We start from the raw sequence: 15,778 nt of genomic DNA on the forward strand, positions 1-15,778 counted from the left end.
TCAATATTTTATAAATATAAATTATTTGATGTTCATATTCAGTTCATAAAAGTGGGGTAATATGCTCTATATGAGCAGCAGATAGAAATATAGGCAACTGTTTTAGTTAAGAAATGAGAGGGTGAAAATCCGACTGAAGACGGAGGAATGACACTGCGTTAGTTCATTTTTAAATGGACTTATACAGATTATAGTTAGAAGAGAGGGAGGAATTACAATGAGCAATGAATATAGAAAGAAAGCTATGCCGAACAATGGTGATTTGGCTGTGGAAGCAAGTGGACTCGTCAAAACTTTTGGCGACAATCATGCGGTTGATGGAGTAAATCTGAATGTAAAAGCAGGTTCTATATACGGAGTGCTTGGTCCGAATGGGGCAGGCAAGACTACTACAATTAGAATGCTGGCTACATTACTGCGACCGGATGCCGGATCTGCACGTATTTTCGGGCATGACATAGTGAAAGAATCGCAGATCGTACGTCAACTGATTGGTGTCACTGGTCAGTATGCCTCTGTCGATGAGTCGCTCAGCGCTACCGAAAATTTAATTATCTTCTCCCGACTGCTAGGATTAGGGCGTGCAGAGGCGAAACAAAAGGCTGCTGAATTATTGGAAGAATTTAGTTTAACAGAAGCAGCAAAGCGTCCGCTGAAGAATTTCTCCGGTGGAATGCGTCGTCGGTTGGATCTTGCAGCAAGCCTCATTGCACAGCCGCCACTTATTTTTTTGGATGAACCGACTACTGGTCTAGATCCACGCACCCGCAATCAAATGTGGGATACGATTCGTCGATTGGTGAAAACAGGATCAACGGTATTATTAACAACACAGTACCTTCAAGAAGCAGATGAACTGGCTGACCGCATTGCGGTTATTGACCGTGGCCGGGTGGTAGCAGAGGGAACGGTGAATGAGTTAAAATCGTCTATTGGTACTTCGTCGTTGCAATTGAGCATCCAAAATCCACAGGACATCGCGAATGCTCGGCACACTGTTGAAAAAGTGCTTAAGGTCCAGTCAGCTGTCTCAGCAGAAGTCGGAAAGATTACCGCACCAATGGCAGATGCAGATTTAGTAACGGATTTACTTATCGCTCTTCGTGAAGAAAAAATTCAATTAGCGGAGTTAAGTGTACAGAAACCGACCCTAGACGAAGTGTTTTTGACCATCACAGGTCATGGTGTTAAAGAAGATTTATCGAAGACATCCAATGAAACTGGCAAAATAGGGGAGGTAAGAATATGAAAAGCATTTCTCTTAAGACAGCTGCTGAACGCCAATTGCAGAATAAAACGAGCTTTAGTCAGTCTGTACGCAATTCATTGACGATGGCGTATCGAGGGGTGTTAAAGATTCGGCGCACACCGGAGCAATTATTTGATGTTACACTCCAGCCCATTATCTTCACATTGATGTTTACGTACATCTTTGGTGGGGCAATCTCTGGAAATGTTCAGAATTATTTGCCTGTTATTATTCCTGGGATTCTCGTGCAGACGGTCATTACAACATCAATCGTGACCGGCGTCCAATTGCGCGAGGATATGGATAAAGGTGTGTTTGACAGGTTTAAATCATTGCCTATTGCTCGTATTGCTCCGTTGGCGGGAGCTTTGCTCGCAGACACTATTCGGTATACCATTGCAACCGTGCTTACCTTTACTATGGGCTACATCATGGGCTATAGACCTGAGGGAGGTTTAGGATATGTCGCTCTTGCTGCACTTCTTGTGATTGTTTGTTCTTGGGCAATCAGTTGGATTTTTGCCTTCTTTGGTGTAATTGCCCGTACTGCATCAAGTGTTCAGGGAATTTCGATGCTTGTATTGTTTCCACTAACGTTTCTATCCAATGCTTTTGTACCGGTTAAAACGATGCCTGATTGGCTCCAGTGGTTTGTGAATATCAACCCTATCTCACACCTTGTCACGGCTGTTCGCAATCTTGCTAATACAGGAACGATTGGCTCAGACCTCGCCATCTCCCTTATTGGAGCTGCGGTTATTGTGGCAATCTTTGCACCTATCACAGTTCGTGCTTATATGCGCCGTACTTAGATAAAAGAAAAATTTTACAAATGGAATAATCTATCACTAGTTAAAGTCTAATGTATACTGTCTTAGCTCTTCTTTTGTGTAGTGTGTTTGTTTTTAATCACACGGTACGAAGGAAGAGTTTTTTTGTACTTCCGGATATTTACATAATAATAGGAGAAAATTCCCCCTTTCAGATGAAGATAAGTCGGAGAGCCTATAATGATAATCTAGTATAAGTAAAATTTTCCTATTATTCTTTATAGTAGATTTGTATTCTCTTAACATTCCATTAACTTTGCGATTATATAATCACCTTAGTGGTACATGTAGTACTTGTTATTCTAGATCACTGAACAAAGGGGAGAATAAAAAACATGAAATTAAGCAAAAAAGTACTCGGAGTTACGTTAGCGAGCAGTTTAACTTTAGGTTCCATAGGAATGATCAGTGGAAAGGAAAAGGTAGAAGCAAAAAATAACCCACCAAAAGCAAAAAATGTAATTGTACTTGTAATGGATGGGGTAAGCTCAAGCACTACCACTCTTGCTAGATGGTATAAGGGGAAACCTCTAGCATTGGATGGGATAGTATCAGGTGGAGTCCGTACATACTCAGCTGAGTCAGCAATAACTGATTCAGCGCCAGCAGGCACAGCTCTTGCAACAGGCAATAAATCAAACGATAAATTTGTTGGTGTATTGCCAGAACTAGTGAAAACACCAGGGGTTGATCCTTCTCTTGCCGATGATGCTTATAAACCTGTGGCAAACGTATTAGAAGGTGCAAAAATCAGTGGGAAATCTACTGGTATTATTTCAACTTCTGAAATCCAACATGCAACACCTGCTGCCTTTTCTTCCCATGCAGAACATCGCAGTCAATATGATAATATTGCAGAACAACAAGTATATCAAAATATAGATGTGGTGTTAGGAGGAGGAAAGGACTCTTTACTTGTAGGGAAGGAAAAAAACAATCGTAAAGACGGAGAAAATCTATTGGAAGTAATTGAGGATAAAGGCTATGATATTGTAACAACCAAAGATGAGCTAGTAAAATCAAAATCTAAAAAACTATGGGGATCGTTTGCCCCTGCTGCACTGGCTTATGATATGGATCGTTCCCAAACAAATCCTAAAGAACCTACACTTGCTGAAATGACTAAAAAAGGAATAGCAACCCTTTCGAAAGATAAAGATGGCTTCTTTTTGTTTATCGAAGGAAGCAAACCGGATTGGGCAGCCCATTCCAATGATGCAATTGGCATGATTAGTGACACGCTTGCATTTGATGAGGCAGTTAAGGAAGCATTGGATTTTGCTAAAAAAGATAAAAATACCTTGGTCATCGCCGTTTCAGACCATGGAAACAGCGGAATTTCTATTGGAAATAAAAATACAGATGGAACTTACTCTTCTACACCAGTTTCTGCATATATAGAGCCATTGAAAAAAGCAAAAATGACGCTGGAAGGTGCTTTAAAGCAGTTAAGACCAGATAAATCGAATGTATTAGAAGTAGCAGCTTTATACGGAATTGATCACCCATCAAAAACAGAAAAAAAAGCAATTGAACAATCGGATGATTTGAGCAAAACGCTTGTACAGCTTCTTGCTAATCGGGCTAATCTTGGTTTTACAACTAGTGGACATACGGGTGAAGATTTATTTTTATACTCATATGGACCAGGACAACCGGTAGGTCTTGTAGAAAATAGGGATATTGCACATGCTGTTGCTAGTTCGTTAGGATTTAATTTAAAGCAAGTTTCCAACACACTGTTTATTGATGCAGAAGCAGCATTTAAAGCAATTGGAGCAAAAGTAAGCGTAGCTTCTTCTAATGAGCAAAACCCTGTTTTACTTATTAAAAAAGGAAAGAAAACAGCAGAATTTCCTGTTAATAAAAATATCGTTAAATTAAATGGAAAAGAAATAGAATTAGATAGTGTAACGGTACGGAGCAATGGAAAATTCTATGTATCGAAGGAAGCTGTTCAACTAGTTAAAAAGGCTAAATAATATATTCTTTTCTAAAACGCTTGTAATGAAGTGCCCTCAGTGGTTAGAAAACTAATCACTGAGGGCACTTTATTTTCCAAGCGTTTTTTATATTATTTCTTTAAGAGTTTACTAGTTGTTTTTTAAAAATTTTTCTCTTCTGATAATTACATATACTTCCAAAATGAAAATCTCCTATATATTGATGCATAGGTATCGTTTGTTAAGGGTACATAACAATACCAGCAACTTTTTGCGATAACATTTAAAACAAGTGGTAGTAGCATTTGTTTATAGTATGTATGAAAAATTTTATAAAGAAAGGTGAGAATAGGAATGAGTGAACAAACAAAAAAAGGTATTCAACTAGTAAAAGGTATTGCTCCAAATGTGGATGCGGAGGCCTTATTAAACGATAAAAGAAAAGTCTTTCTATTTGGTTCTCCAAGTTATACAAACATGGGAGATCAGGCGATTGCGTATGCAGAAGAAAAATTTATAAGAAATCACTTTCCTTACTATGAGTATATTGAAATTATGGATTATGCAACAGATGAAGGAATCGACTTAGTAAAAGAAATAATCAAAGAAAATGATATGGTTGGTTTTACAGGTGGCGGTAACTTAGGAAGTCTCTATCTCGATATAGAAGAAGACAGAAGAAAAGTAATTGAAGCTTTTAAAGAGTACAAAACTATTTCATTTCCACAATCTGTTTATTTTGAAGATACGGAAGAAGGTAGGAAAGAGAAGAAGAAAACGCAGGATGCCTATCATCAAAACTCCCATTTAACAATAGCGGCAAGGGAGTCACAAACACTGGATGTAGTGAAGGACACATTCCAATCAAATTATATATATACCCCTGATATGGTGTTGTCATTAAATATAGAGCCTAAAGATATCAAAAGGGATGGGGTGCTCTTTCTTTTAAGAGAAGATAAAGAGAAAGTAACAGATGAAGGTTTTGTATCTGAATTAATGAATTGGGTAGAAAAAACAACCTTTGTGGAACGAGCAGATACCGTATTAAACGAAGTAGAAATGATTGATTATAAGGATAGAGAAAAATATTTTTTGAAAACGCTTGATAGAATTGCCTCGAGTAAATTAGTTATAACAGATCGTCTGCATGCAATGATCTTTTCTATTATTACCAAAACCCCTTGTTTAGTATTTGGTAATAGTTATGGGAAAGCAAAACATTCTTATATGGATTGGCTCGAGGAATTAAATTTCATTGAATATACAGATGAACAAGATATTGATCAACTAGAACAAATCGCAGATCGCTTGCTTAAAGCGAAACCAAACAGTATTGATTTATCAAAAGATTTCCAGCCGCTGAAAGATTTTTTTGCTGTCTGATTAGATAAATTACTATTTTTCAAGACTGTCGACAAAAGCAGGAGAATAGTTGACAGTCTTGTCAAAATATATGGCCAATAAAAATCTTTCATACACTACCACCACATAAGAACTTGCTTAATTAATGGTGCATATAATATGCCTAATTGTTGTACTTAATATAATCTCCCAAATTGAACACTTCTTCATCTTTAGAATTTTAATTATTGTAGGATTTTCTTTTAATTTTAGTTTTAGGAAAAACTACTACTCTTCCATCGTTGATAAGTCACCTGTTGGAAGTCCCAGTTCCCATGCCTTTAATACACGGCGCATAATTTTTCCACTTCTTGTTTTCGGTAATTTTTCGCAGAACTCAATCTCTCTAGGTGCTGCATGTGCTGCCAAGCCAGTTTTCACAAATTGGCGTATTTCTTCTTTTAATTCATCAGACTCAGCGTAGCCATCAACAAGTGAAACAAATGCTTTAATAATCTCTCCTCTAATGGAATCTGGTTTTCCGATTACGCCTGCTTCTGCAACAGCAGGAAACTCAATTAACTTACTTTCTACTTCAAAAGGGCCTACTCGTTCCCCAGCTGTCATAATGACATCATCTACACGACCTTGGAACCAAAAGTAGCCGTCATCATCTATATAAGCAGAATCTCCAGATACATACCAATCATTTAAAATAAAATAGCTTTCGTATTTTGCTTGATTGTTCCAAATGGTATGCATCATAGATGGCCAGCCTTTTTTGATGGCTAGATTCCCCATTTGATTAGGCGGCAGAATATTTCCTTGATCATCCAGTATGGCTGCTTCTATGCCTGGGATTGGTTTTCCCATCGATCCAAGCTTAATATCCATACATGGAAAATTACAAATAAGCTGTGCCCCTGTTTCTGTCATCCACCAGGTATCATGAATTCGATGATGAAACAAATCCTGTCCCCATCGAATGACTTCAGGATTTAACGGTTCTCCTACACTTAAAATATGACGTAATGAGGACAAGTTATATTTTTGGACACTCTCTTCTCCAGCTCTCATTAACATGCGAAAAGATGTTGGGGCACTATACCAAACTGTTACTCCAAATGTCTCAATCGTTTTATACCAAGCATCTGGACTAAACCGTCCGCCAATAACAATATTAGTTGTTCCAGTTAACCACGGACCAAATATGCCATAAGACGTACCAGTAACCCACCCAGGATCTGCCGTACACCAATAAATATCATCTTCTCGTAAATCCAATACCCATTTCGCCGTTTGATAATGCTGAATCATGGCAGAATGAGCATGTAAAACCCCTTTAGGTTTGCCGGTTGATCCAGAAGTGTAGTGGAGGATCAATCCATCTTGGAGATCTACCCATTTTATCTCTAACACATCAGAAGCATCATAGAAAGACTTTTGGAAATCCACCAATTTCCCTTTCTCCTCGACATTTTTTCCTACAATAAAAATCGTTTCAAGTGCTGGCAATTCGTCTATTGGAATACGATTCACTAACTCGGATGTGGTAATTACTATTTTTGCCGCACTATCTTGCAGGCGATCCTTTAATGCGCTCTCCATAAAGGCTTCAAATAAAGGGCCAACAATAGCCCCTAATTTAATTGCTCCGAGTAGGACAAAATATAATTCGGGAGAACGAGGCATAAAGATAAACACGCGATCTCCTTTTGCCACCTTTCCTTTTTCTTTTAAAACGTTTCCTGCTTTATTCGATAATTTTTTCAAATCATGAAATGTGTAAGTTTCCTTTCTGAAACTATTCTGATAACAGAGAGCTACTTTGTTTTTTCGAAAACTTTCAGCATGTCGATCTATGGCTTCGTAGGCTATATTTACTTTTCTAGTCTGATGCCATGAAAAATGCTCTTCTGCATGCTTCCAATGAAAATGCTGATACATCTCTTCATAGTTTTTTAAATTATAATTCTCTCCGAAAGATGGTAACGTTTTCATTTTTATTTGCTCAACTCCCCAAATTCAATGGATTTTGAAATAAAACACTATATACACAATTTTAATGGTGACATTCCGGTTTTATTCCTATTTTTCAAAAAGTAAAACAAAAACAGCTATAGGTTATTCCGTTTATCTTCAGCATTTCAGAAGCGGAGAGTTGTTTATTCCTCGGTATAAAGGATAAACTAAGATTATAGGTTAAATAAGGAAAGAAGCAACTTGGTCTATCATTATACTATTATTAAGCTGTTTTCTAATTTGTTTTATTGTTTATGCTTCAAGCAGGGAGCAGTCAAAATATACGAAAACTCTTATGGGAATTGCGAGACAGGTGAGATGATAGCACATAGCTTTAGCTCCGAGGAGGAACAAGTGTAGCCCTATGGAAAGCGAAATGTAGTCTGACTTGGGACTATTTAAGAGTGCACCTATTTTCAGGGTAAACATGGAGAATTTTATGGTATAGTTAAACAAAACGAATATTTGAGGGAAGCTACGATGGTGAAACAAGAAAAAAAATCAAGATACTTTGCAAAAATTTCATTAGGAGTTATGGGAGCAGGATTTCTCATAAGCATTCCTTTTCAAGACACACTTATTGGTCGGTTGTTACAAGGTGGCTTTGAGGCAGGACTAGTTGGAGGGTTGGCAGACTGGTTTGCTGTTACAGCTCTTTTTCGTCATCCTCTTGGCATTCCAATTCCACACACAGCATTACTTCCAAAAAACCGTGATAAAATGATCAAGGCTCTCGTCTCCATTCTTGAAAATGATTGGCTGACAAAAGAAAGCATTCAAGGAAAGATCAAACAAATTAAAATGACGGACAAATTAATGCAGGCTGTAGAGAAGGAATTGGAATCAGATAAATTTAATAAAGGGATTCAGTCCATTCTTCATCAAGCGATTACCTATGTTAATCCTGAAAAAATTGCTCCGTTTATAGAAAAAGAGTTAAAGAAATATATTCTTTCTTTAGATGTGACTAATTTTCTTTCATCCATTGTAAATCAGGTTTTGAAAAGAAAGTTGGATGAAAAGGGATTGGATTACGTTTTAGTGGAGACGGAGAAGTGGTTAGAAAAGGATGATACAAAAGCCAAAATTGGTGTAATGGCAAAACAAATGCTAGACAATACCGAAGCTGATGGATTTTTAAAAATGGCTCTTCATTCATTCAACAATTTAATTAACGCAGAAAAACTTGGGAATATACTTCAGCCATTTCTTCTTAAAAGAATTGTTCTCTTGCGTGAGGCTGATAATCCATACAGGCATTTGATTCTTTCACGCATTCGCAAAGAGTTGAATAGTATTCAGGATAAAAAAGAGTTAGTGGATGATCTAAATAATTGGTTAGAGGAAACAGTGAATAGTTGGAGTGCAGCGGATCAAATTACAGCAATTTTAAAGCAATTCCAGCATAAACTGATTCTCTTAGCGCATGATAAAGCATTTATAAATCAATATGTACTTTCATTTATTAAAAACTTCCTAGATGAAATAAAAGAAAACCCTGAAAAAATCAATCAAATAGAAAATTGGATTCAAAAACAAATTTTTTATTTAATCGAGAAAAACCATTCTAAAATTGGGGTTCTTGTAAAAGAAAATCTAGAAAAATTGGATAATAAAACGCTTATCGATATAATGGAAAACAATGTAGGGAAAGATTTGCAGTGGATTAGAGTGAATGGAGCCGTTTGTGGTTTTATAATTGGTATCATCTTAACTATATTTAAAGCATTTGTATAAAATTTTGAAATTGATACTTCCTGTAAAAAATAAATACAAGAAAAGAAGCTGAGACATAAGTATTCCAGCCGAAGATAAACCCGAACTATGATACGAAGATGTAAAAATATTCCTTATCATTGTTCGGGTTTTTTTCATGTAAAAAAGAAGGTTGGTGGTAATCACCCGCAGCCTGCATACACTTCGCTTTTCGTGGGGCGTGCGATGAGCCTCCTCGGCACAGGCGCCTGCTTAGGTCTCATCTAACCCGCTAATCACACAGGAGTCTCGCACCTCCCACCCCGCGGAAAGCGAAGCAACCCGTAGTGGAAAGCAACCCCCATAATAAAAAACAAACCTCCCATTTTATTGTTCTTAAACCGAGTAATATCAAGACTTGCAAACGAATTTGAAGGTGCGAAGTTTGAGTTAACTTGATTAAAAAACATAAATAACCCCGTATAGGGTTTTCTTCTGAGCTGTTCAAGGAGTTTGCCCTTTTGTTCTGTAAAAATAAGTATCTTTCTATTATCTTATATATTTTATTTATTACTATTCTGATAAAATAAAATATAGGGAAGCTTAGCTTCGAATCATTAGAGTTTATTTATACTTAAAGTAGTTAATAAACAGAAGTTATTCATATTCCAATTTAGCTTTAAATACTATACTATTAATATAATTAAATGAAAGGTAAAGGCGGGCACCTAATGGGAAGTAACGTGAAATTCGGTATACGTTCTAAGATTATCCTTGGTTACATTATTATAATTATTTGCTTACTAGCGTCTGTCATCATTTTAAATAATCAAATTAAGTCTTTGCAACAGGAAAGAAATTTTATTATTAATCATGATTCTGAAATACATGACCTCACCAGTCGTATTGAAAAATATATGCTGGACATGGAAACAGGGCAGCGTGGTTTTATTATTACAGGAGACTCTAGCTACCTAGAACCATATTATAAGGCAGAGGAAAATTGGAAGTTGGCTTATGAGCAGATTTATCAGTTATTAGAGAATAAGCCAGACCAACAGAAAAATTTAAATACAATAAAAGAAACGATGGAACACTGGATAGCAACTGCTGGAGAACCAACTATTCAATATAAAAAAGACAATAAAATGGATGAAATTCAAGAATTCTTTAAAACGGATATTGGTCATAAGGATATAGAAGCAATGCGAAAACAGTTCGATTCCTTTCGTTCCATTGAGAAAGAATCCACCCGAGAAAAAGCAGAGGGGTTGGATAATAAAAATAGTTATCTAACAATTGCTTTGTTTGGAATACTTGTATTAGTAGCAATTATTTCCAGTATGATTGCCAATCAGATTTCGCGATCCATTGTTAGAACAATTACAGAGGTTACGCAGGCAATTAAAAAAATGGCTGCTTCTGAAGGGGTAATTAAAGAACGGATTCAGGTTAAAACAAATGACGAGATAAATGCTCTTGCCAATGCAACGAATGAACTGTTAGATAACATCGAAAAGCGAGAATGGATTCAATCGAATATTGCGGAAATTTTCACAAAAAATCAAGGGATTTCCTCTATTAAGAGATTGGCTGATGTATTCCTTTCAGAGATTTCTAAGATGACTCAGACGTCTTTTGGAGCTTTTTATATAAGAAAAGAAAATAATAAAAAGTTTGATTTTGTTAAAAAAGCATCTTTTGCAGATTCTGGAAATGATGTAGGAAGAGCAAGCTTTGAATTGGGACAAGGATTAATTGGACAATGTGCTGTGGAAAAACGAATAATTACGTATAAGGAAATTCCAAGTGATTATCGTGTAATTGCTACAGGGCTTGGAGAAGTGCAGCCACAGAGTATTTTAATTATCCCTGTATTATTTGAAGAAGAGGTTATTGCTGTTATTGAGCTAGCGACGATGACAGATTTCACCGAATTACAAGTAGAATTGATAAAGCAAATTACTGAAACATTTGGATTAACAATTAATAGTATTTTAGGACGTATGGAAATTGTACGTTTATTAAATGAATCAAGAGCGATGACAGAAGAATTACAGGTACAATCCGAAGAGCTTCAAACACAATCGGAAGAGTTGCAATCGCAATCGGAAGAGTTGCAAATGCAGAAAGAGGAATTGCTCACAATTAATGAACAGTTGGAAGATAGAACAAGAGAGGCTGAGGCTAAGTCGAAGGATCTTGAAAAGGCAAAAAAAGAGCTGGAAATGAATGCGGAACAACTTTTACTTCATTCTAATTATAAGTCAGAGTTTTTGGCAAATATGTCGCATGAGTTGCGGACGCCTCTTAACAGTATATTAATTTTATCAGAAATGTTGGCTGAGAGTGAAAATAATCGTTTAACGTCGGAAGAATCGGAATTTGCAAAGGTTATAAACTCATCAGGAAAGGATTTACTATCCTTAATTAATGATATTTTGGATCTATCTAAAGTAGAAGCTGGGAAGATGGACGTTCACTTCAGTGAAGTGAACATAGGAGAACTCCCTTTGCAAATGGAAAGAAACTTCGCTCCAATTGCCAAGAAAAGAAATTTAGACTTTACGATTACAAAAGCAGACAATGTGAGTGATATTTTTTATACGGATGAGAAAAGACTACAGCAAGTTCTAAGAAATTTATTATCTAATGCTTTTAAATTCACAGAAAATGGGTCTGTTTCGTTAAATATAAAACAAGTGGAAAAGGAAGAATTAACAAAAACGATGCAAAATATCAGCTCACAATGGCTGGAAGTTTCGGTAGTAGATACTGGCATCGGTATTTCAAAAGATAAGCATAAGCTTATTTTTGAAACATTTCAGCAGGCAGACGGTGCAACCGTTCGTAAATATGGAGGAACTGGTCTCGGTTTGTCTATCAGTAAAGAATTTGTAAAACTGCTTGGCGGATGGATATTCCTTCAAAGCAAGGAGGGGAAGGGAAGTGTGTTTACATTCCTTATTCCTAGTCTTCCACATGGGGTTTCGGAGAGAAATCATATTAAGCGAGCATATGAAGAAGCAGCAGTTACGGATATACAGGTGAAGAGCGAAGAAGAGGATAATGAGGAGCAACATATTGGAATAGACCATCCTTTACAAGAAAAAGATGTTTTTCAAGGGAAAAATATATTAATTGTTGATGATGACTATCGAAATATATTTGCATTAAAAACAACCCTTGATAAAAAAGGGATGAATGTGTTTGTAGCACAAAATGGACAAGAATGCTTAGATATTATGAGCATAAATAAAGATATTGATTTGATTCTAATGGATATCATGATGCCTCATATGAATGGGTATGAAACAATGAGAAGAATACGAACGCATATGATGCTTACGGATTTACCGATTGTTGCTTTAACAGCCAAAGCAATGAAAAATGATCGAGAAAAGTGTCTTGAAGCAGGGGCTTCTGATTATATTAGTAAACCATTGGATTTAGACCAATTATATTCTGTTCTGCGAGTATGGTTAGTAAAGCAGGGAGGTTAAAGGTCATGGAACACCCATCCTTCAATTTGGAGCAAGAACTAGAGGGAAATCCACATACAAACATAGAAATTGATTTATTGTTAGAGGGTATCTATCGCTTATCGGGCTTTGATTTTCGTCAATATAATAAATCTTCTATTTCTCGGCGAGTTTATTATCGAATGAAAATGGATAGCATCCCCACAATTTCTAGAATGATTGAAAAAATTATTCATGAAGAAACCTTTTTAGAACAGATTCTGAATGATTTCTCTATTAACGTAACAGAAATGTTTCGTAATCCGAGTTTCTTTAAGGCATTTAGGGAAGAGGTCATCCCACAATTACGGGATTATCAGGAAATTCGTATTTGGCATGCCGGATGTGCAACAGGTGAAGAAGTATTTTCAATGGCTATACTGTTAGAAGAAGAAGGATTAATCGATAAAACAGTGATTTATGCAACCGATATGAATGAACATGTTTTACAAAAAGCAAATCAAGGCGCATTCCCTCTAAATAAAATGCAGGCATATACTAAAAATTATATGCTTGCTGGGGGGACAAATGCTTTTTCAGAATACTATAAGACAGACGATCATTACGCTTATTTTCATTCTTCTCTTTTGAAAAATATTATTTTTGCACAGCATAATTTAGTAACAGATCAGTCATTTAATGAATTTCACGTCATTATATGTAGAAATGTACTCATTTATTTTTCTCCTGCATTGCAAAGTCAGGTCCATCAGTTATTTTACGAAAGCTTAAGTCAAAAGGGCTTTCTTGGTTTAGGGGATAAGGAAACACTTCGTTTTGTAGACGTAATGTCCCGCTATAAAGAATTAATAGGAAAAGAACGAATCTATCAGAAGGTTTATTAAATAGTAGATTGTTTTTGCTGCATTTTGTGCAAAAAACGAAGCTGGGACATAAGTATTCCAGCCGAAGATAAACCCGAACCATGATACGAAAATGTAAAAAATATTTCGTATTATTGTTTGGGTTTTTTACTCATGTAAAAAAGAAGGTTTGTGGTAATCACCCGCAGCCTGCATACACTTCGTTTTCCGTGGGGCTCGCGCTAATTCTACTGGAGTCTACGTGTATGCAGGCTGCTCCATTGTCCAATCTTTTTCCTTTTTTTCTTGGTAAAAGAATTAGGTTTTAGAAAATAGCCTTTAAAACGAAGTGAAATGGAGCGGAAGATACTCGACTCCTGCGGGAAGTGGAGGAAAGGCTGAGACCCCGCAAGTAGCAGCTCAAGCGTAGCCCAGTGGAAAGCGAGTGTCTGTAGCGCAATGGAACAACCTAGTTTTTATACTTAACTAGATTAAATAACCAGTATAGGGAAGTAACCATTTACGTGCTAAATTAGAGAATGTTCGTCTTTATCTATTATCTATTTTGTATGTCTCAGTCTCTGTTTTTCAAACGGTAAAAACGCATAAAACTTTGAAGTGTGGAGAGTGTCTAGCTTCGCCGGTCAGCGCCTAGCCTCAGTGAGTATAACCTCCTGACTCTAAAAGTAAAAAACACTTTTTGAGTCAGGAGAACATTTTTCTTCGGGAGTAAACAAGGAGCCATCGCTTTTCTTACTAAACGTTTACATTTTCTGATTGAGCTTGAATCATTAAGACACACATATCATCTGGCTGTTCCTTTTGCTGTTCCTTTGTCAAAAGAACGTCGATCAGAGAATGAGTATGATTTAGTCTTTGGGAGGCTATAGTACGGATATGTTTATCTGATTCTAAATCGCAGGGTCCCATAGCTTCTTGAACCCCGTCGGTATATAAAATTATTTGCACATCGTGATTAAATGTTTTTACCATTTTTTCTATTTTTATCTCTTCAAAAAAGCCGACTGCACAGCTTCCGTGATCTAATGGAACTAGTTCCTCCCCATCAATCAGCATATATCCAGGAGGATGACCTGCATTTACATATTCAACAGTATTATTTTTTGTATCAACCACTAAATAAATGGTAGTGAAATAATAAGGGAGATCTTCTTTTTCATTTTTTAGCAATGTCATATAGCGATTTAATTCTTGAATTACAAGCTCAGGTTCAACGAGCTGTTTAATGGCTTCGCGCAAAACGGATGAAATAAACATACAAACAAGTGAAGCAGAAATTCCATGTCCCATCATATCAAGAAGCATAATTGCATAGCGGTGATCATTAATTTTATGCCAATAATACATATCTCCTGCTAAATTAAAGGAGGGAAGGTATGAAACGTCGATTTGGATATTATTTTCTTTTAAAGGGGTGCTTAATAAGCTTCTTTGAACATGAGTAGCAAGATCCAGCTCGTATTGTATTTTCTTCTCATGCTGGGTATGCCAATCTAATTCAGCTTTTAGACGTAAAGCAACACGAATTCGGGCTAGAAGTTCCACCTTATTAAGTGGTTTTGTAATATAGTCTACCCCTCCTATATCCAATGCTTCTGCCAGTTTATTTTTATCCTCAAGTGCTGTAACAAAAATAATTTGAATATCTTTTAATCTTTTATTTTGTTTAATTCTTTTACAAGCCTCAATGCCATCTATTTCAGGCATCATGATATCTAACAGGATTAAATCAATCGATTCACCTATTGGATTCTGAGCATCTAGCTGTAAATAATCAAATAGTTCATAAGCAGATGTGAGTGAAACACAGTTATCATAACCTGCACTTTTTAATATTTTTTCCATTACGAATAGATTGACTGAATTGTCATCTACCATAAGAATAGTCATGATTATTCCCTTATTCTGTCTGAATATCAACGGTTCATAAACTAGTATCTAGTTAAAATAAAACGCTCAAGACCATTTATTGAAATATATTTCCGATTCTTTTATTATACAAAAAAAATATGAATAGTAGTATTTTATTATCTTTACAAAATCTTGCATCATGGCACATGAAAATAGGCAGTTTGATTAAGTTCGTTGATATATTGAAGCTGGGAGCAGCCAGCATACATGAAGACTCCCGCGGGAATGCGAGACCCCGCAGCGCAGCGAAGTGTATTCTACCTGAGAAACCCTCTTTTCAGAGTAGCCTAATATTTTTTACCAATTTTGCGTTTGCATAAAGGTAAAAGAGTCTATTTAATTATATAGAGGTTGTTCAAAAAGTCCGGTAAAAATGACACATCGAATTTCTTCGTTGTCTTCCTTTTCCGCTTCTCACGTATCCATACCATACGTTCTG

Annotated in this window: 9 protein-coding genes; 7 read left to right on the forward strand and 2 right to left on the reverse strand. The window is 36.3% G+C overall.

The genetic code is table 11. The features are described 5' to 3' along the window. The first annotated feature begins 217 nt into the window (after positions 1–217). The 4 genes from AC5LWL_RS01410 (at position 218) to AC5LWL_RS01425 (ending at position 5,408) form a co-directional block, all read left to right on the forward strand. The gene (locus tag AC5LWL_RS01410; protein ID WP_493432677.1) at positions 218–1,249 is read left to right on the forward strand and encodes an ATP-binding cassette domain-containing protein; all 1,032 of its coding nucleotides are present in this window, start codon (positions 218–220) and stop codon (positions 1,247–1,249) included. After that, positions 1,246–2,061, forward strand: coding sequence for an ABC transporter permease (locus AC5LWL_RS01415; protein WP_493432678.1), 816 nt, complete (start codon positions 1,246–1,248; stop codon positions 2,059–2,061). The genes AC5LWL_RS01410 and AC5LWL_RS01415 overlap by 4 nt, the downstream gene beginning before the upstream one ends. Positions 2,062–2,414: 353 nt before the next feature. Further along, complete coding sequence (locus AC5LWL_RS01420) at positions 2,415–4,061, forward strand: alkaline phosphatase (protein WP_493432679.1); 1,647 nt, start codon at positions 2,415–2,417, stop codon at positions 4,059–4,061. A gap of 315 nt (positions 4,062–4,376) precedes the next feature. Further along, the gene (locus AC5LWL_RS01425) at positions 4,377–5,408 is read left to right on the forward strand and encodes a polysaccharide pyruvyl transferase family protein (RefSeq protein WP_493432680.1); all 1,032 of its coding nucleotides are present in this window, start codon (positions 4,377–4,379) and stop codon (positions 5,406–5,408) included. 246 nt (positions 5,409–5,654) lie between these two features. On the opposite strand, the gene acsA is transcribed toward AC5LWL_RS01425, so the two are convergent. After that, positions 5,655–7,367, reverse strand: coding sequence for an acetate--CoA ligase (acsA, locus tag AC5LWL_RS01430; protein ID WP_493432681.1), 1,713 nt, complete (start codon positions 7,365–7,367; stop codon positions 5,655–5,657). Between the two features lie 501 nt (positions 7,368–7,868). Between acsA and AC5LWL_RS01435 the strand changes: the two genes are divergently transcribed. The 3 genes from AC5LWL_RS01435 to AC5LWL_RS01445 all read left to right on the forward strand — a co-directional run bounded on the left by AC5LWL_RS01435 (position 7,869) and on the right by AC5LWL_RS01445 (position 13,449). Further along, complete coding sequence (locus tag AC5LWL_RS01435) at positions 7,869–9,125, forward strand: DUF445 domain-containing protein (protein WP_493432682.1); 1,257 nt, start codon at positions 7,869–7,871, stop codon at positions 9,123–9,125. A gap of 689 nt (positions 9,126–9,814) precedes the next feature. Next, a complete protein-coding gene (locus AC5LWL_RS01440) occupies positions 9,815–12,586 on the forward strand; it encodes a CHASE3 domain-containing protein (RefSeq protein ID WP_493432683.1) in 2,772 nt (923 codons plus the stop codon). Between the two features lie 5 nt (positions 12,587–12,591). After that, positions 12,592–13,449 (forward strand): CheR family methyltransferase, encoded by an 858-nt coding sequence (locus AC5LWL_RS01445; protein WP_493432684.1) that lies wholly within the window; start codon positions 12,592–12,594, stop codon positions 13,447–13,449. 714 nt (positions 13,450–14,163) lie between these two features. Here AC5LWL_RS01445 and AC5LWL_RS01450 read toward each other — a convergent pair. Continuing rightward, positions 14,164–15,318, reverse strand: a complete 1,155-nt coding sequence (locus AC5LWL_RS01450; RefSeq protein ID WP_493432685.1) for a SpoIIE family protein phosphatase — start codon at positions 15,316–15,318, stop codon at positions 14,164–14,166. Positions 15,319–15,778 lie beyond the last annotated feature (460 nt).

Source organism: Niallia sp. WK069_GA_01 (assembly GCF_983173855.1).